Below are 23,169 nucleotides of genomic sequence, written 5' to 3'. Positions count from 1 at the left end.
TCGCCGACCCCGCCGCCACCTCCGCCCCCGCCGATCGTCGCGACGCGCCCGCTCGACCGTACCCAGATCCACGCGCTGCTCGACAGCGAAGTCGCGCGCCGCAACGGCAAGGTGGTCGGCCGCGCGGTCGACATGGTGGTCGACGCGAGCGGCAAGCCGCGCGAGATGATCGTCAACCTGCAAGGCTTCATGGGCATCGGCGACCGCAAGGTCATCTTCCCGTGGAACGTGTTCCGCTTCACGCCGGGCGGCAAGCAGGAGCCGATCGTGCTCGACGTCCCGTCGGGCGACCTGCCGCCGGCCGCGCGACCGAAGGCGGTGCCGCTGTCGGGTTCGGCCGCGGCGTCGCCGACGACGCGGCTGCCGATGCTCGACAGCGATGTCGAGCGCCCGAACGGCACGAAGATCGGCCGCATCGTCGACGTGCTGATCGACCGCGGTGCACAGCCGCAGGCCGTCGTGCTCGACCTCGGCGGGCTCGTCAATACTGACCGCCGTTCGATCGCCGCGAGCTGGGGCGCGCTGCGCTTCGTCACGCGCGACAAGGCGCTGCACCCGCAGCTCGACCTGAACGACGCCCAGATCAAGGCATCGCCGCCCTACGCGGCCGACAAGCCGATCGTCGCGGTCTTCCCGCCCGTTGTCCCGGCCGCGCCGGCTTCGTCTGCGAGTGCCACCCGATGACGATCAAGCATTCCGTCAGCGTTCGCAGTCTCCGGGCCCTCGACTGGCTCAACTTTTTCGTTGCAAACGTTCAAACCGGGTTCGGTCCGTTCATCGCGTCCTACCTCGCGTCGCACAAGTGGACGCAGGGCGAGATCGGCATGGTGCTGTCGATCGGCACGATCAGCGCGATGGTCAGCCAGGTGCCGGGCGGCGCCGCCGTCGATGCGCTGAAGAACAAGAAAGGCGCGGCCGCGTGGGCGATCGCGGCCATCATCCTGTCCGCGGTCCTGCTCGCGTCGAGCCCGACGATCGTGCCGGTGATCGCCGCGGAGGTATTCCACGGCTTCGCGAGCTGCATGCTGGTGCCGGCGATGGCCGCGATCTCGTTCTCGCTCGTCGGCCGCGCTGACCTCGGCGACCGGCTCGGCCGCAACGCGCGCTGGGCGTCGATCGGCAGTGCGGTCGCGGCCGGGCTGATGGGGCTGACCGGCGAATACTTCTCCGCGCGCGCGGTGTTCTGGCTGACCGCCGTGCTGGCGCTGCCCGCGCTGTTCGCGCTCGCGATGATCCAGCCGACGCACCAGGTGATCCCGCAGTCGTCGAAGCCGGACGACCTCGATGAAGCCGGCGAGCGCGAAACGCTGCTCGAACTGCTGCGCGACCGCCGGATGCTGATCTTCGCGGCCTGCGTCGTGCTGTTCCACCTGTCGAACGCCGCGATGCTGAACCTCGCGGCCGGCGAAGTCACGGCCGGGATGGGCGAGAACGTGCAACTCGTGATCGCCGCGTGCATCATCGTGCCGCAGGCGATCGTCGCGATGCTGTCGCCGTGGGTCGGCCGCTCCGCGCAGCGCTGGGGGCGCCGGCCGATCCTGCTGCTCGGCTTCTCCGCGCTGCCGGTGCGCGCGCTGCTGTTCGCGGGCGTCAGCAGCCCGTACCTGCTCGTGCCGGTGCAGATGCTCGACGGCATCAGCGCGGCCGTGTTCGGCGTGATGCTGCCACTGATCGCAGCCGACGTCGCGGGCGGCAAGGGCCGCTACAACCTGTGTATCGGGCTGTTCGGGCTCGCGGCCGGGATCGGCGCGACGCTCAGCACGGCCGTGGCCGGCTACGTCGCCGATCACTTCGGCAATGCGGTCAGCTTCTTCGGACTCGCGGCCGCGGGCGCGCTCGCGGTGCTGCTGGTCTGGCTCGTGATGCCCGAAACCCGCGTCGAGAATGGCGATGCGACGGCCGACGAACCGGCCGCCGCCTCGCCCGAACAGGCGCATTGACGGCGGCCCGCCGCCACCCGCTTCTTGGCCGACGCACGATGGATACGATCAGGACACTCAACGAAGCCCGCCAGCAGATCCAGCAGTCGATCTTCGATCTGTTCAAGGGGCTGTCATTCAGCGAGCGGCTCACGCAAGGCGCGCTGATGGCGCTGCAGGCCGTCTGCGGCGCGTGCCTCGCGTATGCGATCGGCCGCGCGATGCATACCGAGCAGGCCGTGTGGGCGGCGATCACCGCGATCGCCGTCACGCAGCACAACTACTCGGACACGATGTCGCTGTCGCGCGACCAGTTCATCGGCGCGATGGTCGGCGGCGTACTCGGTTTCGCCGGCGCGGCGCTGGGCGGCGATCGCCTCGTCGCGTATGCGCTCACGGTCGCGGTCGTGATCGTCTGCTGCTGGTGCCTGAACGTCGGCAGCGCGGCGCGGCTCGGCGGCGTGACCGCGACGATCGTGCTGCTGTTCCCGGGCAACGGACCGCTGTGGGACGTTCCGCTGATCCGGCTCGGCGAAGTGACGCTCGGCACGGTGTGCGCGCTGGGCGTGTGCTGGGTGATGTCGAGAATCGAACGGCGCTGGTTCCGCCGCGCGGCGGCAAAGTGACGCGCTAATCCGGCGGCCCGGCGCGCATCGCGGCATCGCCATCCATGCCGGGCCGCGGGCTAGGTCAGTCGCCGATTCGCAGCACGATGCCGGAACCGATCTGCACCAGCAGGTGATCCCCGCCGACGCCGACCCATTGATAGCCGCGCGGCGGCGGACTCAGGTGATAGCCGCGCCAGTCGTCGATCACGTATTGGCGGTCGCGGAACTCGGGAGGAAGCCGGTCACCCTTGTGCCACTCGCGGCGCGGCTGGTCGGCCCAGCGCGGCGGTACGTCTTCAACGCGGCCGGGCCCTTTGCGCATGTCGTGCTTGCCGTGACCATACGCATGGCCATTGCCATGCCCATGCCCGTGGTCGTCCTGTTGCGCGCTGGATAACGTCGGCGCCGCCAACGCGGCGGCCACGAACACAACGGCAAGAATCGGGTGCCTTGTTACCATCATCCACCTCCCGTCGAACCGCCGGCGCCGGGATGACGCCGGCTGCACACAAGGCTAGCACACCTCGCGGGGCCCGCCGGTTGCGCGGCGCCACGCACGAGGCAGCGGGTATACTCTCGCTCACCTTCGATCCGTACGATTTTTCATGGCTGAACCTACGCTCGGCGTCGCCATCATCGCCCACAACGCGGCCCGCCGGCTCGCGCAGTGCCTCGACGCGCTCGCCTTTGCGGACGACATCGTGGTCGTCGACGGCGGCAGCACCGACGACACCGTCGAGATCGCCCGCGCACACGGCGCCCGGGTGATCGTCGCCGCCGACTGGCCGGGCTTCGGCCCGCAGAAGAATCGCGCGCTCGCAGCGCTGTCGACCGACTGGGTGCTGTCGATCGACACCGACGAAGTCGTGTCGGACGAGCTCGCCGCATCGATCCGTGCGGCGTTGCGCGCCCCGCAGGCCGATGTGTACGCCATCGACCGGTTGTCGGCGTTTTGCGGCAGCTGGGTGCATCACAGCGGCTGGTATCCGGACTGGATCCCGCGCCTGTTCCGGCGGGACACCGCCCGCTTCTCGGACGACCTCGTCCACGAGCGGCTGGTGTTCGACGGCCGCGTCGCGCGGCTCGACGGGAAGCTGCACCACTACTCGTACGACGACATCGACGCGGTGCTGTGCAAGCTCGACGCGTATTCGAGCGCCGGTGCGCGGCAACGCCGCGCGGCCGGCGAGCGGGCGACGGTCGGCAAGGCCATCCGGCGGGGGCTGTGGGCGTTCGTGCGGACCTACGTGCTGCGTCGCGGGTTCCTCGACGGGCGGGCCGGATTCATGATCGCGGTGTTCAATGCGGAGACGGTGTACTACCGCTTCCTGAAGCTCGCGCACGACGGCGCGGCTGAACCCGCATCGCGCCGCTAGGCAGCGGCCGAAAGGTGCGCCGATGGCGCACCGGTTATACGCCGCCGCGCGGCAAGGCCGACACGTCGATGATCGACTCGCGCGGCGCCTCCACCACCGGACGGCCTTCGACGAGCGCCGCCGCGGCGGCAATCACGCGCTGCGCGGAAAGCTCCGTCAGGCAGCGGCTCCAGCTTTCCAGATGACGGTCGCAGCCTTCGAGTTTGCAAGGCACGCAGTCGCCGTCACCCTGCATCAGGTAAACGTTGCCGCGCTGCGCCGAACCGCGCAGCGCCCACGGCTCGTCGTGCGCGGGCCAGTGGGCGGGCCACGGCCCCCAGCGCACCGGGTTGGACGGTCCGAACAGCGCGAGCGTCGGCGTCCCGCACGCGGCGGCGACGTGCGTCGCGCCGGTGTCCGGCCCGACGAACAGCCGTGCGCGGCGAATCAGTTCGGCGGTCTCGCCGAACGTCAGGCGCCCGACGAAATTCGCGACCGGCTCGCCCGCGGCAGCCACGATCCGCTGCGCATAGTCGACCTCCGCCGCGCCTGGCCCACCGCTCAGCGCGACGTCGAAGCCGCTTGCGCGGGCCCAGCGGATCAGTTCGACCCAGCCGTCCTCGCGCCACTGCTTGTAACGGAACATCGGGGATGGGTGCAGCACGATGTGCGCTCGAGTACGCGACAGCGCGGCCGGCCCATACAGCAGAGCGTCGAATTGCGCGACGCGCGCCGGATCGGTGCCGATGCCGGGCGCGACCACTTCAGCGCAAGGCGTCACGTCGAGCACTTCTGCAATCGCGAGACTGCTCGTCACCGTATGGACATCGCCGTGGCGATTGAGCGCAATGCCGTCCAGCATGAAACGCGTCAGCCGCGTGATCCGCTCCGGATCGACGAGCCCGACGCGCCGACGCCCACCGAACCACGTATAGAAACGGGCACGATCGGAGCTGATCGCCGCGCATGCGAGATCGTAGCGCCGCCACAGCCTGGCCGCGTCGGCGAACCGCTCGCGCGGCTTCGCGCGCTGCGCGACGACGATCACCCGGCGAATGTCGGGATTGTGCTCGAGCACGCCCTCGGTGCCGCGAAACACGACCATGTCGATCTGCGCGTCAGGCCAGCGCCGCTTCAGGGAGCGGACCAGCGGCGTCGCCAGCAGCACGTCGCCGATCCGGCGGGTGCAGGTGACGAGAATGCTGCGCGGCGGCGTATCGAACGTAAGGGAAGCGGTCACGGCGGGTATCGACTGACGGAAGCGGGCCATTTTAGCGAAATCGCGCGGCGCGAACCATGCTGCCGGCTCAGCGCGCCGCCGCGAGCAGGTCGGCGGCGAGCGCGGCGAAACGCCGGTTCGCCGCCGGCACGTCGAACGTCGCGATCCGTGCCGCGGCACAAGGCGCGAGCGCCGCGCGCACGTCCGCGTCGGTCACGAGGCGTTCCAGCGCCGCCGACATCGCATCGACGTCGCCGACCGGCACGAGCAGGCCTGCGCGGCCGTCGTCGAGCATGTCGCGCGGGCCGGTCGGGCAGTCGGCCGCGAGCACCGGCGTGCCGAGCGCCATCGCTTCGCCGAGCACCATGCCGAACCCTTCGTAGCGGCTGCTCAGCACGAGCGCTTCGGCGGCGCGAACGTACGGAAACGGATTCGCGCAATAGCCCATGAAATGCACGGCATCGCGAATCCGCAGTTCGTCCGCAAGCTGCTCGAGTGCTGCGCGATCCGGCCCGTCGCCAAGCAGGACGAGATCTACCGCGTCCGGCCGGCGAGCACGCCATTGCGCATACGCGCGCAGCAGTGTCCGGTGATCCTTCTGCCCTTCGTCGAGCCGCGCGACCGACACGACGAACCGTTCGGCCGGCCACTCGACCGACGCCGTTGCTTGCTGCCGGATCGCAGCGATGTCGATCACGTTCGGGAGTTCGACGACCCGCACGCCGGAGCCGGCGAACATCTTCTCGGCTTCGTGCTGCATCGCAGGCGTCAATACCGCGATCGCCGCGTAGCGCGCGTACTGGCGCGTGCGCCGTGCCATGTAAGCGTCGCCTTTTTTGCCGAAGCGTGCGACGAAGCTGTAGTGGCTGACGCCCAACCACGGCGCGGTACCGCGGCCGGCAATCCGCCGCAGCGAGAAATCGTAATCGCAGACGAGGTCGTAGCCGGAGGCGACCTGCAGGAAGCGTCGCGCGACCAGCCGGCGAATCGCCGCATGGGTCGTCAGCTTGTGCAGCAGCTTTTCGCCGAAGCGCAACCGGCGGCGGCGCTCGAGCTGGTGCAACGCATGCGACCAGCGCGCCGTCGCGAGCACGTGAACCGGCACGTCGGCCGGAATCGCGCCGCTGCGGCGCAGCGCATCGAGATCGTCGGTCGGGAAGGCAACCGACAACGCGGGAGCAAACTGGCGGCGATCCAGCGCGTTCAGCCACGCGACCAGCGCGGTTTCGGTACCGCCCCGCCCGAAGTCGTCGATATGGAACAGCAATCGCACGGGCTTGCCGTTCGCGATCGACGGGCCGGCTTCCGCGCGGCTCGCGACGGCGTTCACGATCCGCTCCCCGGCTGCGCGCGACGCACGCGTGCGCGTCGCTCGCCATGCCCGAGCACCAGCCCGGCAAATGCCCAGAATGCCAGGATCGTCGTCTGCCACATGAAATCGTCCACCAGGTTCTTCGTGACCATCCCGACCACGAGCGCGATGCCGCCCGCCGCAATCCACGGATCAGCCTTCCGCAGTCGCCAGAACGCGAATGCGAGCGCCGCCAGCAACAGTGCCTGCATTGCCAGGCCGATGCGCCCGGTCTGTAGCCACGTATTCAGGAAAAGATTGTGCGCGTGCGTCAGCGCCTGCGGCTCGAGTGCCAGCAATTCGGGCGGCATCTCGCTGCGGTAGGCCATTCCCGGCACCGGTTTGCCGAAACCGATACCCAGCCATTTGTGACGGCTACCTTGCTCGTCATAGAACCGCCACAGCTTGGGCCGCGTGTCCGACGACAGCGTGTCGCCGACTGCCGTCATGCCGGGCGGCACATACAGACGCACGCCGGCGATCGAGACGTCGCGCGATGCGGCCAGCGGCGGCGGTGAATCGTGATAGCGCAGCCGCGCGCTCATTTCGAGCGTGCCGATCGCACCGGCGCCGACGACGACCACTGCCAGCCCCGCCAGCAGCAGATGATGCCGGTACAGCGGATAAAGGCCGATCAGCAACACCACCGCGGCAGCAGGCCAGAAGAAGCGGTTGAGGCTGGCAAGCCCGACCATCCCGCACAGCACGAGTCCCGACACGCCGAACCAGCGCCAGCCGCGCCTGGGCACGAAGAACGCACAGAACAACGCCATGGCGAACGCAACGAGCGTACTCGTATGCCCCACCCGCGCATAGAACCGCAACGGGAACGTTTCGGGTGTCGGCGGCTGCAGCTTGCCCCAGTAGATCACGCTGACCGCGGCGAGCAACGCGCACGCGAGCCAGACGGTCAGCGTGACGCGTTCGGGCCGCTCGACCCGCGTGCCGAACAGCCAGAAGCCCCAGAACGACAGCAGCGGATACACGACCTCGTCGAGCCACGCATGCCGGCTGACGTCCGGGAACACCGACCAGCGGGTGGCCGCGAAACTCCACGCCGCCCAGCCGACGATCGGGACGAACAACGGCCACCGGAACACCGCCGGCCGGTCGCGCCCGCACGCGGCGCCGATCAGCGCAATCCCGACCAGCACCATGCTGCAATTCACGAACGCCGCCATGTGCCCGAACATGATCGCGAACATCAGAACGGGGCAGCCAATCCACAGAAGACGCTCCATACGCGCCGCAATAGCCGTCATCGAACTTGCACCAGAACGTGTTTCAGTGCGCCACGTACCGCGTCCACCGACAGCCCGCTCATGCAGCCCGCGGAGCCGTCGTGCCACGCGACGCATGTCGTGGCGTCGCGATCGCATCGCCTGACCCATTGGACGTGACGCCGGAAAATATACGGTTGATCGCGGCATGGCATGTCCGCGATCGTTACGGCGACGAACGGAACGTCGCGCCAGTAACGTCCGGCACCGTGAACCAGCGCGCTGCCGGGCCCGAACAGCGCGACGGTCGGTACGCCGATGAGGCGCGCGAGATGCGCGACGCCCGTGTCGGGACAGACAACTGCCCGAGCGCCTGCATAGAGATGCCAAAGATCGGCGAGACCGAGTTTCCCGGCAAAGTTCGGCTGCCCGGCGTGCGGCCCGATCTGCTCGATCAGGTCGGCTTCGCTCTTGCCGCCGCTCCACACTACCCGATAGCCACCCGCCTCCATGTCGGCCGCCAGCGCTCGCCAGCGCTCGATCGGCCAGCGCTTGACCATCGTGCTGGCACCCGGATGCAGCACCACGTAGGGCCGCTCCCGAAGCGCCGCTGGCAACGCGACGCTCGGCGGCGGCGCCGGCCAGTCACCCGGCCGGTATGCGCGCGGAGGGCCGCCGTCGACCAGGTCCGCGATCAGGTCGCCCCACGCGGCCGGCGCATCGGGATACGGACGGCGTTCGTCGACCGGCCAGTTCTTCCACGCCGGGGCATCGCCGTCGTGCGCGACGATCCAGCGACAGCCGGCCGCGAGCGCCAGCCAGCTGTGACGGTTATCCGCCGCGACGAAGCCGAGATCGTACGGCCCCGACGCCAGCAAGCGGCGCACCGACACGGGATCACGCGGATCGAAAGCCAACGCCTGGACGCCAAACGGCTCGCCCGCATACAACGGTGCGATCGCCTTCGGACACGCGAGCGCGATGCGCGCGTGCGGATATTGTTCGCGCAGCTTCGCCAGCAACGGTGTCAGCAACAGCGTATCGCCGAGCAGGAGATGGTGCGCGACGAAAATGCTCGCCGGTTGCCGAGGCTTGCGCCGCAGCGGCTTGAACGGCAATCTCGGCAGAGCCCGCGCGAAGATGTGGATACGTCCGGGGAAGCGGCTCATCGTTAACAGCGGGCTGTCTCGATGGCAAAATTCGCGACGCGGATCGGCCCGATGAACAGCCGAGTCGCCACACGAATCACCATGATCATTGTGAATTGAATAAGTATTTGCACGGAGCAAATCGCGCCGATCAACCGGCACGAATCACCGGAGCGGAATAGCCAGCCGCACCACCCAAACAGGCCGCCAGAGTATACCATCGCCCCCTCGCGCGCCCGAACCGGAAGCCGTCTGACAGATTGCCCCTTACAGGGACGGACCGCTACGCCGGCGCCCACGCCTCGCGGGCCAGCGCGAGCAACTGCTCGACATGATGGCGCACGCCCGGGTCGTAGCCTACCGCGTCGCGCGCGACGGCAGCCCGGTCGCCGGCTCGCACGCGCTGTGCGGCCGTCGCCAGCACGGCGCGCAGCGCCTCGACATCGTCGGCTGCGAACGTCAGCTTCGCATGGTCCGCAATGACGTCATGGCAGCCGAGCGTGGGCGGCAAGATCACGGGCGTCCCGCACATCACTGACTCGATGCCGACCAGCCCGAACGGCTCGTATTTCGATGCAAGGATCGTGTAATCCGCCGCGCGGTATCCGTCCTCGATGTCCTTCACGTAGCCGATGTAGCGCAGTTGCGCCGAGGTCCGCTCGGGCGGGCGGCCGGCCACCGCGACGACGATCGACGCGTCCGTCCCCTGCAGCGCGGCCTCGATCAGCGGCAAGCCCTTGCGCACGTGGCTGCTCGACGGAAACAGCAGCACGACGTCGCGCTCGCCGAAACCGAAGCGGCGCCGCAACGCGGTGCGCTCGTCGTCGCCGACAGGCGTGAAGCGCTGCGCATCGACGGGGGGATACAGCATGCGGATCCTGGCGTCGTCGACGCCGTACAGCGTGCGCAGTTCGTCGCGCATCATCTGCGAATGCGCGACCACATAGCGCGCATTCGCGTACTGCCGGCTCTCGAGCGCAATCTGGCGCCGGTCGAAATAGCCCGGTGCGCGGCCGATCGCGCGCAAGAACCCTCGATGTGTGCCGCCGCAAATCGCGATCTCCGAGCAGGCGACCCGATTACAGCCGATCAGCACATCCACGTCGGCCGCGCGGCGTGCACCGCGGAGCCGCCACGAGAACCATTCGTCGCGCACCTTGCCGGGCAGGAACGAGACGTTGATCCGATGCGGCTCGACGAGCCGCGCCTCCGGAATCGACGCGTCGACGGAGCGCGCGAAGAACGCGGGCGTCACGCCCGCCTCCGCCATTCCCCGCGCGATATCGATCGCGTAGCGCTCGAGGCCGCCCCCGTGCTTCAGCGCATTGGCCGACAGGCCGATCTTCATCTCCGCACGCGCGACACGGGCCCGCACGACGCTCACCCGGCCTCCTGCTGGAACTGAATCCGATGCAGATGGGCATACAGGCCGCCGGATGCGAGCAGCGCCGCGTGGCTGCCGCTCTCGACGATTCTGCCGCCGTCCATCACGAGAATCCGGTCTGCACGCTCGATCGTCGACAGCCGGTGTGCGATCACCAGCGTCGTGCGGCCCTTCATCAGCGTCTCGAGCGCCGCCTGGACGTGACGCTCGGATTCCGAATCGAGCGCCGACGTCGCTTCGTCAAGAATCAGGATCGGCGCATCCTTGTAGATCGCGCGCGCAATCGCGAGACGCTGGCGCTGGCCGCCCGACAGGCGCATGCCGTTGTCGCCGACGAGCGTGTCGAGCCCGTCGGGCATCGCCTCGACCGTACTGAGCAGATTCGCGGCGCGCAGCGCCGCCGTCACGCGTTCGCGGTCGGGGGTTTGGCCGTACGCGACGTTGCTCGCGATCGTGTCGTTGAACAGCACGACATCCTGACTCACCATCGCAATCTGGTCACGCAGGTCACGTAGCCGATACTCGGGTAACGCGACGCCGTCGACGAGAATCTCTCCGGACGTCGGATCGAAAAAGCGCGGCATCAGGTTGACAAGCGTCGTCTTGCCGCTGCCTGACGGCCCTGCGAGCGCGATCATCTCGCCAGGCGCCACGTCGAACGACACGCGGTCGAGCGTTGGCTTGCCGGTGCCGGCGTGATACGCGAACGACACGTCGTTGAAACGAATCCGGCCGGTTGCCCGCTCGAGCGGCTTGCCGCCGCCTTCGGGCTCACGCGGCTCGTCGATCAGGCCGAAGATCAGCTCGGCCGCCGTCATCCCGCGCTGCAGCGGCTGGTTCACGTCCATCAGGTGCTTGAGCGGCGAAATGATGAGCAGCATCGCGGTGACGAACGCGACAAAGCCACCGACCGTCGTCTGGTCGTTCGCGGACTGCACGACGGCAATCGTCAGCACGACGGCCAGCGCGATCGACGCGAGAAACTGCGTGAGCGGCTGCGCAAGCCCACCCGACACGATCATTCGCATCGAATAGCCGCGCAGACGCCGGCTCAATTCGTTGAAGCGGCTGATTTCGTACTGCTCGCCGTTGTGGATCTTGACGACCTTGTAGCCGCCGACGGTCTCCTCGACGATGTACGCGAGCTGGTTCGTCAGCATCTGGTGCTCGCGGTTCAACCGGCGCAAACGCCGGTTGATCTTGCCGACGAGCCAGCCGATACACGGCAGCAACACGGCGACGATCAGTGTCAGTCGCCAGTTCAAATAGAACAGATAACCCAGCAGAAAGACCACCGTCAACGAATCACGCACGAGCGTAATCAACACGCCCAGCAATACGTTCAGGACCTGGTTGACCTCGAAGACGACCGCATTGATCACCGTACTCGCGGTCTCGCGCTGGAAAAACGACACGCCGGTGTGAATCATCCGGTTGAACATCTCGATCCGCAGGTCGAGCAGGATCCGGTTCGAGACATACTGAAGCAGATAGTTGGACGCGTACTGCGCGGCGGCACGCACCAGCGCGAGACCGACGACCGCGATCGGCACGTAGAGCTTCGCGGTCACGTCGCCCTTCGTGCCGAAGCCGCGGTCGAGCAGCGGCTTGAGCAACGCCGGAATCCCGGCTTCCGTTGCCGCGACGACGGCCATCGCGAGGACGCCCGCCACCATCACCCACAGGAGCGGCTTCAGGTACGGCCAAAGGCGGCGCGCGACGACCACGGGCGACGATGCGTCTTCCCCGCCTATGGGTTTGCTAAGAGTAGGCTTGACGCTCAAGGTGCCCTCAAGGAATTTGAATCGAAAATCATTCAGTAGACGATTTCGGCGGAACTACCGTCGAACGCCGCGCGCAGCTCTGCCAGCAGCACGTCGCTCGGTTTCACGCGCCAGGCATCGCCCAGACGCATTTCGCCTTGCGCGCGCGCGTTGCTGTAGTGGATCTGCACCGCGAGCCCGTTCGGCAGCGGCGCCTGCGGGCGCCGACCGCCATCGCGCCCGCCGCCGCGCGGCGCGGGCGCTTCGATCACGTTCGCGGCGGCCGGATCGTCCTTCGACACGTGCGGCTCGAGCACACGGCGCAGCGCGAGCGCGTCGGCGTTGCCGTTCATCGTCAGCCGCACGGCCTGCGCGTAGCGGCTGCGCGCGCGTTCGAGATCCATCACGGTATCGGCCGTGAAGCGAATGCCGCCGGTGAACGCGTCGTTGCGCGCCTGCCCCTGCACGATCAGCAGCTCGTCTTCCTTGAACAGCGCCTTGTTCGCCTCGAACTGTTCGTTGAAGATCGTGATCTCGCACTGGCCCGTGCCGTCGTCGAGCAGCGCGATCAGCATCTTGCCGCGCTGCGTCATCTGCGTGCGCAGCGACGCGATGATGCCGGCGACGAGCTTGTCGCGCCCTTCCTTCAGGTCACCGACCTTCTGCCGCACGAAGCGCCGCACTTCGTCGCGATACGCATCGAACAGGTGGCCGGACAGATAGAAACCGAGCGCGGCCTTTTCTTCCTGCAGGCGGCGCTTGTCGTCCCACGCGGGTTCGTCGACGAGCGCATGCGCGTGCGGCGACTCGGCGCCCATGTCGAACAGGCCGGCCTGCATCGCGTTCGCTTCGGCCTGGTCGGCCGCTTCCATCGCGAGCGGCACCGACGCGATCAGTTGCGCACGGTTCGGATTCAGCGAATCGAACGCGCCGGCGCGGATCAGCGCCTCGACCGTGCGGCGGTTGACGACGCGCCGGTCGATCCGTTCGCAGAAGTCGAACAGGTCGGTGAACGCCTTTTCCTCGCGGGCGCGCAGGATTTCCTCGATCGCGTTCTGGCCGCTGCCCTTCACCGCGCCGAGGCCGTAGCGGATCGTGCGCGAGCGCTTGCCGTCGGCTTCCGCGACCGGCTCGAACCGGTAATGCGACTGGTTGATGTCCGGCGGCAGCACGGCGAGGTTGTTCACGACGCAGTCGTCGAACAGGATCTTCACCTTGTCGGTGTCGTCCATCGCGAGCGTCATGTTGGCCGCCATGAATTCGGCCGGATGGTGCGCCTTCAGCCACGCGGTGTAATACGCGAGCAGCGCATACGCGGCCGCGTGCGACTTGTTGAAGCCGTAGCCCGCGAACTTCTCCATCAAGTCGAAGATCTCGTCGGACTTCTCGCGCGTGAGGCCGTTCTTCGCGGCCCCCTCGGCGAAGATCTCGCGGTGCTTGACCATCTCCTCGGGCTTCTTCTTGCCCATCGCGCGACGCAGCAAGTCCGCGCCGCCGAGCGAGTAGCCGCCGATGATCTGCGCCATCTGCATCACCTGCTCCTGATAGACCATGATGCCGTAGGTCTCTTTCAGGACGGGTTCGACGCGCGGATCCGGGTATTCGACCTTCTCGCGGCCGTGCTTCCGCGCGCAGAAGCTCGGGATCAGGTCCATCGGGCCCGGCCGGTACAACGACACGAGCGCGATGATGTCCTCGAAGCGGTCGGGCTGCGCATCCTTCAGCATGCCCTGCATCCCGCGGCTTTCCAGCTGGAACACCGCGACCGTGTTGGCCTTCTTCAGGATCTGGAACGACGCCGGATCGTCGAGCGGCACCTGCGCGAGCGACCAGTCTGCCTTCGACGGATCGAGACGGCGGATGTAGCGCTCGGCCCAGTCGAGGATCGTCAGCGTCGTGAGACCCAGAAAGTCGAACTTCACGAGGCCGACGGCTTCGACGTCGTCCTTGTCGTACTGGCTGACCACGCCGCCGTCGTCGCCCTGCGTGTACAGCGGGCAGAAATCGGTCAGCTTGCCGGGCGCGATCAGCACGCCGCCCGCGTGCATCCCGACGTTACGCGTGAGGCCCTCGACGCGCTGCGCGAGATCGAGCAGCTGGTGGACTTCGTCCTCGTGGTCGTAGCGCTCCTGCAGCTGCGGTTCTTCCTTCATCGCGTCGGCAATCGTCACGTGCTTGCCGGGCTTGAACGGAATCAGCTTCGCGACGCCGTCGGTAAACATGTAGCCGAGGTCGAGCACGCGGCCGATGTCGCGCACGGCCGCCTTCGCGGCCATCGTGCCGAACGTGGCGATCTGCGAGACGGCGTCCGCGCCGTATTTCTCCTTCACGTACTGGATCACGCGATCGCGGCCGTGCTGGCAGAAGTCGATGTCGAAGTCGGGCATCGACACGCGTTCCGGATTCAGGAAGCGCTCGAACAGCAGGTTGTAGCGCAGCGGATCGAGGTCGGTAATGCCGAGCGCGTACGCGACCAGCGAACCGGCGCCCGAGCCGCGGCCCGGGCCGACCGGCACGCCGTTGTTCTTCGCCCAGTTGATGAAGTCCGCGACGATCAGGAAGTAGCCGGGGAAGCCCATCTTCGTGATGGTCCCGCACTCGAATTCGAGGCGCTTGTAGTACGTGTCGCGCTGCGCGTCGCGCTCGGCTTCGACCGGATACAACTGCGCGAGGCGGGTTTCGAGCCCCTCCTTCGACAGCTGGACCAGGTAGTCGTCGAGCGACATGCCGTCCGGCGTCGGGAACAGCGGCAGTTTCGGCTTGCCGAGCTCGAGCTTCAGGTTGCAGCGCTTCGCGATCTCGACCGTATTGGCAATCGCCGACGGCAGGTCGGCGAACAGCGCGGCCATGTCGTCCTGCGTGCGGAAATACTGGTCGGTCGTGAAACGCTTCTGGCGCCGCGGGTTCGCGAGGATGTCGCCTTCCGAGATGCACACGCGCGCCTCGTGCGCGGTGAAATCGTCGTCGGTCATGAACTGCGTCGGGTGCGTCGCAACGACCGGCAGCTTCAGCGACGCGGCGAGCGTCGCCGCCTGCTGGATGTACGCCTCGGCGCCCGGCTGGCCGTAACGCTGCAGCTCGATGTAGAAGCCGCCCGGGAACACCCTCGCCCAGCGCTCGGCGTGACGGCGCGCGGCTTCTTCGTTGCCCGCGGCCAGCGCGAGCCCGATATCGCCCTGTTGCGCGCCCGACAGCGCGAGCAGCCCCTGCGCGAGCTCGCCGTCGAGCCAGCTCGCGTCGAGTTCCGCGCGGCCGCGGTACTGGTTCGTGAGCCACGCCTTCGACAGCAGCTCGCAGAGATTCAGGTAACCGACCTTGTCCTTGACCAGCAGCAGCAGCCGCGACGGCTTGTCGCGGTCGTCCGGATTGGCAATCCAGACGTCGCAGCCGGCGATCGGCTTGATGCCCTTGCCGCGGGCTTCCTGGTAGAAACGGACGAGGCCGAATGCGTTGCCGAGATCGGTGAGCGCGAGCGCGCCCTGACCGTCCGCGGCCGCCGCCTTGACGATGTCGTCAATGCGCACGATGCCGTCGGCAATCGAGAATTCGGAGTGAACGCGAAGATGGACGAAGCGAGGATCTGACATGGGCGCTATTGTAGCCGCCCCGCCGCGCAGGCTGCCCAAAAAATGCCCGCTTTGGCCGTTCGGCCGATGCACGCGGCGACGCGTCGCGCGGTTGGCCGATCGGCCAGGTCCCGACGCCCGCGCCGTTTGCGGGATAATACGGTTTTTCGAATCAGCGCCCCGGCTTCGCACCCTTTTTTGCGGGCCGCCGGGCGGCCGTTTTCCCGTCGGACCATCATGACCATCGTCAACCTCGCCGCCTACCACTTCGTATCGCTCGACGCGAACGAGCAATGGCGCCCGCTCGTCACCGCCCGCTGCAACGAACTCGGCCTGCGCGGCACGATCCTGCTCGCGCCGGAAGGCATCAACCTGTTCATCGCCGGCACGCGCGAAGCCACCGACGCATTCATCGCGTACATCCGCCACGATCCGCTGTTCGAAGGCAAGTTCGCGACGCTGCAGTTCAAGGAAAGCCTGTCCGACTCGCAGCCGTTTCGCCGCATGCTCGTGCGCCTGAAGCGCGAGATCATCACGATGAAGAAGCCCGCGATCAAGCCGGAACTCGGCCGCGCGCCGTTCGTCGACGCGCGCACGCTGAAGTCGTGGCTCGATCGCGGCCACGACGATACCGGCCGCCCGGTCGTGATGCTCGACACGCGCAACGCGTTCGAGGTCGACGTCGGCACGTTCGACAACGCGCTCGACTACCGGATCGACAAGTTCAGCGAATTCCCGGAAGTGATCGACGCGAACCGCGCCGACCTCGAAGGCAAGACGGTCGTGTCGTTCTGCACCGGCGGCATCCGCTGCGAGAAGGCCGCGATCCACATGAAGGAAATCGGCATCGACAACGTGTACCAGCTCGAAGGCGGGATCCTGAAATACTTCGAGGAAGTCGGCGGCGCGCATTATCACGGCGACTGCTTCGTGTTCGACTACCGCACCGCGCTGAACCCGCAGCTCCAGCCGACCGAGAACGTCACGTGCTTCGCGTGCCGCGCGGTCGTCACGCCGGAAGCGCAACGATCGCCGAGCTACGTGGCCGGCAAGTCGTGCCCGGCCTGCGCGCAGGCAGCCAGCGCCGCGTAACGGCGCGTCGCACCGCGACCCGCGATGAATCCCGGCTATCGCGGCCGCTTCGCGCCGTCGCCCACCGGCCCGCTGCACTTCGGCTCGCTGGTCGGCGCGCTCGCAAGCTGGCTCGACGCCCGCGCGCACGGCGGCACATGGCTCGTCCGCATCGAGGATCTCGACGGCCCGCGCACGGTCCCCGGTGCGGCCGACGACATCCTCGCGACCCTCGCGCATTTCGGCATGACGCCCGACGAACCGCCCGTCTGGCAGAGTACGCGCGATGCGGCCTACACGGCCGCGCTCGAGCGGCTCGTCGCGGCGGGGCTCGTCTATCCGTGCGGCTGCACGCGCAAGGAAATCGCCGATTCGCTGCGCGCCGCCCATGAACGCCATACGACGCTCGCGTATCCGGGTACCTGCCGCACCGGCCTGCACGGCAAGCCCGCGCGCGCATGGCGGCTGCGCGTGCCGGACGGCGACGATGCGGTCGTCACGTTCGACGATCGCTGGCAGCACGCGCAATCGCAGAACCTCGCGACCGAAGTCGGCGATTTCGTGCTGAAACGCGCGGACGGCCAATGGGCGTATCAGCTCGCGGTCGTCGTCGACGATGCCGATGCCGGCATCACGCACGTCGTGCGCGGCGCCGACCTGCTCGATTCGACCGCGCGCCAGATCTACCTGCAGCGCTGCCTCGGCGTGCCGACTCCCGCGTACCTGCACGTGCCGGTCGTCGTCGATGCCAACGGCGAAAAGCTCAGCAAGCAGACGGGCGCGACGGCACTCGAACGCGACGATCCACTGCCGGCGCTGCGGGCCGCGGCCGCGCATCTCGGTCTGGCGGCCGATGGCGATCGGCCGGTCCATACGATCGACGCGTTCTACGCGGCCGCGACCGATGCATGGGCGCGTCGCTTCGGGCCGCGTGCCGGTTGAATCGCTTGCACGACGCCGGCCCATGCCGACGACGCGCCTGTCTCGGTCAGTGCCGAATCCAGCCGCATGAAAGCAAGGCGAAAGCCACGCCCACCGACGACTCGGCATCGAAAGCTCCTCCCCCACGCGGCAAGCAATAGCTCGCACGCGCCCCGCCCCGATCGCCTCGCCCAATGAAAAACGGGCACATGCTCGTCACATGTACCCGCTTGTCCGGCAGCGCTCACGCGCCGCCCCAACCACTCGGCCCGCCTTATGCCGACGGCTTGCGCGGCATCCCGAAGCCGCCGAGCAGCGCGGCGACCTGGCGCTTCGGCCCTTTCTTCTCGGGCTGCTGCGCGGGCTGCGCGTCGTCCGGCTGCTTCGCCGACGCCGACGGCTCGTACGGCTTCAGGAAGAAATCGTCGACCGGCGCTTCGTGGCGGCGATGATGGCCACCGCGCTCGGCGCTGCCCGACGACCGGCGGCCCGAGGCACCGCGATGCTCGTCGCGATCGCGCCGGCCGCCCCGTTCGCCACCGCGCTCACCGCCACGCTCGCCGCCGCGCTCGTCGTGACGATGGCGCGCCGGCTTGTCGAGCTTGAGCGTCTGCATTTCGAGCGGACGCTTGATCAGCTTCTCGATATCGGCGAGCTGCTTGCGCTCGTTCGGGCTGCACAGCGACAGCGCGTCGCCCGTCGCACCCGCGCGGCCGGTACGGCCGATCCGGTGCACGTAGTCTTCCGCGCTGAACGGCAGGTCGAAGTTGATCACGGCCGGCAGCTCGGCGATGTCGAGACCGCGCGCGGCCACGTCGGTCGCGACCAGCGCCTCGATCTCGCCGCGCTTGAACGCGTCGAGCGCCTGCATCCGCTCGATCTGCGTCTTGTCGCCGTGGATCGCCGATGCGACCACGCCGTCGCGCTCGAGATTGCGCGCGAGGCGGCTCGCACCGATCTTGCTGTTGCAGAACACGATCACCTGCTTGAGGCCGCGATCGCGCAGCAACTGCACGACGGCCGCCTGCTTGTCGCCTTCGGCGACGTCGTAGACGATCTGCGTGACGTTCGCGTTCGTCGAGTTGCTGCGCGCGACCTCGATCGTCTGCGGGTTGCGCAGGTAGGTCGACGCGAGCTTCTTGATTTCACCCGAGAAGGTGGCCGAGAACAACAGCGTCTGACGCTCCTTCGGCAGCAGGTTCAGGATGCGCTGCAGATCGGGCAGGAAGCCCATGTCGAGCATCCGGTCGGCTTCGTCGAGCACGAGGATCTGCACCTGGCCGAGGTTCGCCGTCTTCTGCTGCACGTGGTCGAGCAGGCGGCCCGGCGTCGCGATCAGGATCTCGACGCCGCGGCGCAGTTCGGCCGATTGCGGGTTCATGTCGACGCCGCCGAACACCACCGCGCTGCGCAGCGGCGTGTGCTTCGCATACGCGTGCACGTTCGCGGCGACCTGGTCGGCGAGTTCGCGGGTCGGCGTGAGGATCAGCGCACGCACCGGGTGGCGCGCCGGTGACGCGCTCGTGTTGGCCTGCGGCAGCAGACGCTGGATGATCGGCAGCGAGAAGCTCGCGGTCTTGCCGGTGCCCGTTTGCGCGGCGCCCATGACGTCGCGGCCGGCGAGCACGACCGGAATGGCCTGCGCCTGGATCGGCGTCGGCGTCGTATAGCCCTGCTCCGCAATGGCTTTCAGGATATCGGCGGCAAGGCCGAATTGATCGAAGGTTGCGTCGACGGGCTTGGCGACAGAATCGGACATGGTGGCGTTTCGCTCAAAAGGCGCGGCGGGGACATCGTGCGTCAGGCCAGCCGGGCCTGCGCTCATCACAATTCGGAAATAGACGGAGCCGCGGCGCGCCGCGCGGCGCCGCTCTGGCGCTTGGGACCGGTTCAATGCGAACGCTGGACGCCAGGCCGTGCGGACTCCGTTCGGCGCGAATGCCGGCGGAAAGGGCCGTATTGTAGCACCGTGCGGGCATCTGTCCGTGACAAGCCGCGAACGGCCGTGGCGGCGGTTCGCGCGGCGGGGCCGCCCAGGCCCGCCCAAGGCCCGCGCGGGCGAACGGCTGGCCGATCGGGTTATCCGACTCGGCCGGCACACGATATTAGGGGTTCGATCTCTAAGCGTCGTATCGACAGGTGCGCCGCCAGCCCGACAGCCGGTCAACACGGGTGGCGAATACGCTCCGCGATCGTGCCCGCCGGTCAGCCCTTCTTCTTTTTCTTCTCGACCTGCACGCAGTCGCCCAGCAGCGGCGGCGACTTCGGGTCGGCGATCTCGTCGCGCAGCGTCGCTTCCTTGCCCTTCGTCCACCACGTATAGCGGCCTGCCTGATAGCGCGCGCCGGACGCCGACACCGTATCGACGAACAGCATCTGCTTGCCGTCGACCGGCACGAGCGCGAAGCTCTGGCCGTTGCCCGCGAGCCAGTACGACACGCGCACCGGCTGCTTGTGGTTCGCGCACTGGTAGACGGTTTGCTGGCGCGCGTCGGCGTCGATCTCTTCGACGGTCAGTTGCGCGGCATGCGCGACGGAAACGGCGGTGCCGGCGAGCGCAAGCGCAGCGAAGGTTTGGCGAATCATGCAGGTCCTCTCACGAGACGGGTGGAAACGCGCCCTCGCGGGGCGCGCGGTTATTGTTTATCGGGGTGGCGGGTTAGCACGCCGGTTGCCGGAATCAGGGATCGATCACGTCCGCGCACGCATCGGTCGGCGCGGCGGCGACATGGCCGACGAGCGGCACGATCTTGAGCCCGGCCGACGCCACGCGGCACGGCGCGGCCGCAAGGCCGCAGCCCGCGAGACTCGCGACGAGCGCCAGCGCGACGCCCAGCTTTCCGATACGCAACCATCTCGACGCCATCGTCCTCTCCTCGTTCCGTCAGCGCGCCGACACGGGCCGGACGGCCGCGGCCGCGCGCTTCGCGCGTTCGCGGGCTTCGTCGACGGTCGCGCCGGTCGCCAGCGCGACGCCCATGCGTCGCTTCGCAAAACTTTCCGGCTTGCCGAACAGGCGCAGGTCCGCGCCCGGCACCGCGAGCGCGTCGCGCACGCCTTCGAACGCGATCCCGCGCTCGTCGAGCCCGCCGTAGATCACCGCCGACGCAGCCGGCGTGCCGAGCGCCGGATCCACCGGCAGCCCGAGAATCGCCCGCGCGTGCAGCTCGAATTCCGACTGGCGCTGCGAGGCGAGCGTGACGAGGCCCGTATCGTGCGGCCGCGGGCTCACCTCGGAGAACCAGACGTCGTCGCCGCGCACGAACAGCTCGACGCCGAACATCCCGCGCCCGCCGAGCGCCTCGGTCACCTTGTGCGCGATCTCGCGCGACTTCGCGAGCGCTGCCGCGCGCATCGGCTGCGGCTGCCACGATTCGACATAGTCGCCCGCCACCTGCACGTGGCCGACCGGCTCGCAGAAGTAGGTACGCGTGTCGAGCGTCGCGGGGTCGATCGCGCGCACGGTCAGCTGCGTGATCTCGTAGTCGAAATCGACGAAGCCCTCGACGATCACGCGGCCGTGGTTCACGCGCCCGCCCGCCATCGCATGGTCCCACGCGGGTTTCACGTCGGCGTCGGTCTTCACGACCGACTGCCCCTTGCCCGACGACGACATCACGGGCTTCACGACGCACGGCATGCCGATCTTCGCGACGGCCGCGCTGAAGGCTTCGAACGAATCGGCGAACGCATACGGCGACGTCGGCAGGCCGAGTTCCTCGGCCGCGAGCCGGCGGATCCCTTCGCGATTCATCGTGAGCTGCGTCGCGCGCGCGGTCGGGATCACCTCGGCGAGGCCGGCCGCCTCGATCGCCGCGAGCGCGTCGGTGGCGATCGCCTCGATCTCGGGCACGATCAAATGCGGGCGCTCGGCCTCGACGATCGCCCGCAGCGCGGCCGGGTCCGTCATGTCGATCACGTGCGCGCGATGGGCGACCTGGTGGCCCGGCGCATCCTGATAACGATCGACCGCGACGACTTCGACGCCGAGGCGCTGCAACGCGATGATGACTTCCTTGCCGAGTTCGCCGGCGCCGAGCAGCATGACGCGCGTGGCCGAGGGTGAAAGCGGCGTACCGAGCCGCTGACCGATCTGCATGTGATTTCCCGCTGGTTCTGTTGGAGGACGAAAACGGCTTCGATGTTAACACGGGCATCCGGGCCGGTTTGGGCGGTTTGGTCGCGCCCACGCCGCGCCGCGCGATCCCGTGGGCGGGCTGCGAACGTTTTCACGCGCGAAGTGTCGGCTCGCCTGCCGCGGGGCGGGTGCGTTACTCTTACGCCTTGATCAGAATCCGAAGAGGAACGAGGCTCATGTCCCACCTGTCCGCGGCCGCACGCGCACGCACCGGCCTGCTTCGCCCGTTGCGCGCGCCGCTTTGCGCGCTGACGCTTGCCACGCTTCTCGCCGCCTGCGCGATGCCGACCCATCCCGATTCCGCCGCCCCCGCGCCCGACCCGTACAACCCGGCCGCCGTCCAGCTGCTCGACGACACCAGTTGGGAGCTCACCAGCTGGGTGAACGCCGACGGCACGCCACGCGCGATCCCGCACGGCGACAACGGCGAACCGATCAAGCTCGCGCTGTCGACCGATTCGGGCATCCGGCGCGCGAGCGGGTTCTCCGGCTGCAACCGCTACATGGGCACCTACGCGATCAAGAACGGCGTGCTGAGCTTCGGCCCGCTCGCCGGCACGCGGATGGCCTGCCCGAACACGCTCGGCGGCCAGCTCGAAGCCGCCTACCTCGATGCGCTCGCCCACGTCGAGAAGACCGGCGTGCAGATGCGTGCGCCCCAGCAATTGCAGATCGTGACCCAGGCCGGCGCAACGCTGACGTTCACGCACCGGAGCCCCTGATGTACGGCGCGCGCGAAGGCCGACCGACCGCCTTCGCGTGGCGCGCCACGCGCACGCGCCAGCCGCGTGCGTCGCGCAGCGTGAATCGGAATCACGCCGCGTTAGAGTCTTGTTCGCCGGCCGGTTAAACTCGGCGGGTCGCGCCCCGCGCGCCCCGCCCCACTCCTGTTTCAAAGCATGCACACGGTTGTCTTCGGCTGGTTCGGCATCTCCGCCGTCTGGTTCCTCCTTCTCTTCTGGCGTCTCGTGCAGGCGATGCTGCCCGGTGGCGGCGGACTCGCCGGTCGCGGCTCGATTCGCCTGTGGCTCGGCTTCGCCGCGGTATTCGTCGCAAGTTGCACGCTGACGAGCCCGCTGTCGGGCCCCGACACGAACGCGCTCGGTCATGCGTTCTCGGCCGGCTTCGCCCACGTGCTCGGCCCGGTCGGCACGCCGGTCGCGATGGTCGTGCTGTTCTTCGCCGGCCTGCCGTGGCTGACCGGCATCGGCTGGCGGCAGTTCGCCGCATGGGTCGACACGTCGTTCGGCGTCAAGCTGTCGCGCGACGGCGGCGACGACGACGCGCGCGGAATCGCCGACCTGCCGCGCAGCGCGCTGCATCGCGACGACGACGTCGTGCAACCGACCACCGCGCACACCGTCAACTCGATGGCGCCGCGCCAGAACGGCCGGTATTCGCGCCCGACATTGTGGAAACCCGATCCGCAGGCACGACCGAAGCCGCGCAGCAAGACGCCCCCGCGCCCCCTTGCGGAACCCGTCGCGCCGTCGCGCTGGCCGGGAT

General features: G+C 68.3%; 19 protein-coding genes and 1 pseudogene. 8 read left to right on the top strand and 12 right to left on the bottom strand.

Going from position 1 to position 23,169, the window contains the following annotated elements:
• The 3 genes from H0X95_RS34380 to H0X95_RS34370 form a co-directional block, all read left to right on the top strand.
• A partial coding sequence (locus H0X95_RS34380) for a PRC-barrel domain-containing protein (RefSeq protein WP_196446406.1) occupies positions 1-684 on the top strand: 684 nt, incomplete at its 5' end.
• Positions 681-1,940, top strand: coding sequence for an MFS transporter (locus H0X95_RS34375; protein WP_006489615.1), 1,260 nt, complete (start codon positions 681-683; stop codon positions 1,938-1,940). The genes H0X95_RS34380 and H0X95_RS34375, both read left to right, overlap by 4 nt.
• 38 nt (positions 1,941-1,978) lie before the next feature.
• The gene (locus tag H0X95_RS34370) at positions 1,979-2,545 is read left to right on the top strand and encodes an FUSC family protein (protein ID WP_059721350.1); all 567 of its coding nucleotides are present in this window, start codon (positions 1,979-1,981) and stop codon (positions 2,543-2,545) included.
• A 64-nt stretch (positions 2,546-2,609) separates the two neighbouring features.
• Here the strand turns inward: H0X95_RS34370 and H0X95_RS34365 are convergent, their stop codons facing one another.
• Positions 2,610-2,987, bottom strand: coding sequence for an RcnB family protein (locus H0X95_RS34365; RefSeq protein ID WP_046337625.1), 378 nt, complete (start codon positions 2,985-2,987; stop codon positions 2,610-2,612).
• A gap of 145 nt (positions 2,988-3,132) precedes the next feature.
• On the opposite strand from H0X95_RS34365, the gene H0X95_RS34360 reads away from it, so the two are divergent.
• Positions 3,133-3,903, top strand: a complete 771-nt coding sequence (locus H0X95_RS34360) for a glycosyltransferase family 2 protein (RefSeq protein WP_059721351.1) — start codon at positions 3,133-3,135, stop codon at positions 3,901-3,903.
• Between the two features lie 34 nt (positions 3,904-3,937).
• Here H0X95_RS34360 and H0X95_RS34355 read toward each other — a convergent pair whose 3' ends face one another.
• The 7 genes from H0X95_RS34355 to dnaE form a co-directional block, all read right to left on the bottom strand.
• Positions 3,938-5,152, bottom strand: a complete 1,215-nt coding sequence (locus H0X95_RS34355; protein WP_059721352.1) for a glycosyltransferase family 9 protein — start codon at positions 5,150-5,152, stop codon at positions 3,938-3,940.
• A gap of 37 nt (positions 5,153-5,189) precedes the next feature.
• Positions 5,190-6,431: a glycosyltransferase gene (locus tag H0X95_RS34350; RefSeq protein ID WP_006497042.1), complete on the bottom strand. Its 1,242-nt coding sequence runs from the start codon at positions 6,429-6,431 to the stop codon at positions 5,190-5,192.
• On the bottom strand, positions 6,428-7,657 hold the full coding sequence (locus H0X95_RS34345; RefSeq protein WP_006497044.1) for an O-antigen ligase family protein: 1,230 nt from the start codon (positions 7,655-7,657) through the stop codon (positions 6,428-6,430). Before H0X95_RS34345 ends, H0X95_RS34350 begins: the two co-directional genes overlap by 4 nt.
• Positions 7,658-7,710: 53 nt before the next feature.
• A complete protein-coding gene (locus tag H0X95_RS34340; protein WP_006497045.1) occupies positions 7,711-8,841 on the bottom strand; it encodes a glycosyltransferase family 9 protein in 1,131 nt (376 codons plus the stop codon).
• A gap of 262 nt (positions 8,842-9,103) precedes the next feature.
• Positions 9,104-10,168 carry a glycosyltransferase family 4 protein gene (locus H0X95_RS34335; RefSeq protein ID WP_012492745.1) on the bottom strand — a complete coding sequence of 355 codons (1,065 nt, stop codon included), beginning with the start codon at positions 10,166-10,168 and terminating at the stop codon, positions 9,104-9,106.
• A gap of 32 nt (positions 10,169-10,200) precedes the next feature.
• Positions 10,201-11,988 carry a lipid A export permease/ATP-binding protein MsbA gene (msbA, locus tag H0X95_RS34330; RefSeq protein ID WP_034201493.1) on the bottom strand — a complete coding sequence of 596 codons (1,788 nt, stop codon included), beginning with the start codon at positions 11,986-11,988 and terminating at the stop codon, positions 10,201-10,203.
• A 32-nt stretch (positions 11,989-12,020) separates the two neighbouring features.
• Positions 12,021-15,554 (bottom strand): DNA polymerase III subunit alpha, encoded by a 3,534-nt coding sequence (dnaE, locus tag H0X95_RS34325; RefSeq protein ID WP_006489624.1) that lies wholly within the window; start codon positions 15,552-15,554, stop codon positions 12,021-12,023.
• 216 nt (positions 15,555-15,770) lie between these two features.
• Here dnaE and H0X95_RS34320 point away from each other — a divergent pair, with 216 nt between their 5' ends.
• Positions 15,771-16,625, top strand: coding sequence for a sulfurtransferase (locus H0X95_RS34320; protein WP_006489627.1), 855 nt, complete (start codon positions 15,771-15,773; stop codon positions 16,623-16,625).
• 24 nt (positions 16,626-16,649) lie between these two features.
• Complete coding sequence (gene gluQRS, locus H0X95_RS34315) at positions 16,650-17,546, top strand: tRNA glutamyl-Q(34) synthetase GluQRS (protein WP_059721353.1); 897 nt, start codon at positions 16,650-16,652, stop codon at positions 17,544-17,546.
• 253 nt (positions 17,547-17,799) lie between these two features.
• Here the strand turns inward: gluQRS and H0X95_RS34310 are convergent, their stop codons facing one another.
• From H0X95_RS34310 to purT, 4 genes are all read right to left on the bottom strand, one after another.
• Positions 17,800-19,350 carry a DEAD/DEAH box helicase gene (locus tag H0X95_RS34310; RefSeq protein WP_034178288.1) on the bottom strand — a complete coding sequence of 517 codons (1,551 nt, stop codon included), beginning with the start codon at positions 19,348-19,350 and terminating at the stop codon, positions 17,800-17,802.
• Between the two features lie 380 nt (positions 19,351-19,730).
• Positions 19,731-20,111: an MliC family protein gene (locus H0X95_RS34305; protein WP_006497051.1), complete on the bottom strand. Its 381-nt coding sequence runs from the start codon at positions 20,109-20,111 to the stop codon at positions 19,731-19,733.
• A gap of 94 nt (positions 20,112-20,205) precedes the next feature.
• Positions 20,206-20,391 carry a DUF6726 family protein gene (locus H0X95_RS34300; RefSeq protein WP_006489604.1) on the bottom strand — a complete coding sequence of 62 codons (186 nt, stop codon included), beginning with the start codon at positions 20,389-20,391 and terminating at the stop codon, positions 20,206-20,208.
• Positions 20,392-20,409: 18 nt separating this feature from the next.
• Positions 20,410-21,624, bottom strand: coding sequence for a formate-dependent phosphoribosylglycinamide formyltransferase (gene purT, locus H0X95_RS34295; RefSeq protein WP_034201491.1), 1,215 nt, complete (start codon positions 21,622-21,624; stop codon positions 20,410-20,412).
• Between the two features lie 215 nt (positions 21,625-21,839).
• On the opposite strand from purT, the gene H0X95_RS34290 reads away from it, so the two are divergent.
• Together H0X95_RS34290 and H0X95_RS34285 are read left to right on the top strand one after the other, a co-directional pair.
• Entirely contained in the window at positions 21,840-22,385 is a 546-nt protein-coding gene (locus tag H0X95_RS34290) for an META domain-containing protein (protein ID WP_006489608.1), read from the top strand.
• A gap of 177 nt (positions 22,386-22,562) precedes the next feature.
• Positions 22,563-23,169 (top strand): annotated as a pseudogene (locus tag H0X95_RS34285) (DNA translocase FtsK); the annotation flags it as partial.

Origin of the sequence: Burkholderia sp. 9779_493, from assembly GCF_015712215.1 — a bacterium.
Lineage (GTDB): Bacteria > Pseudomonadota > Gammaproteobacteria > Burkholderiales > Burkholderiaceae > Burkholderia > Burkholderia cenocepacia.
Note: the sequence above shows the minus strand (reverse complement) of the source record. Positions and strands in the feature narration are given on the sequence as shown.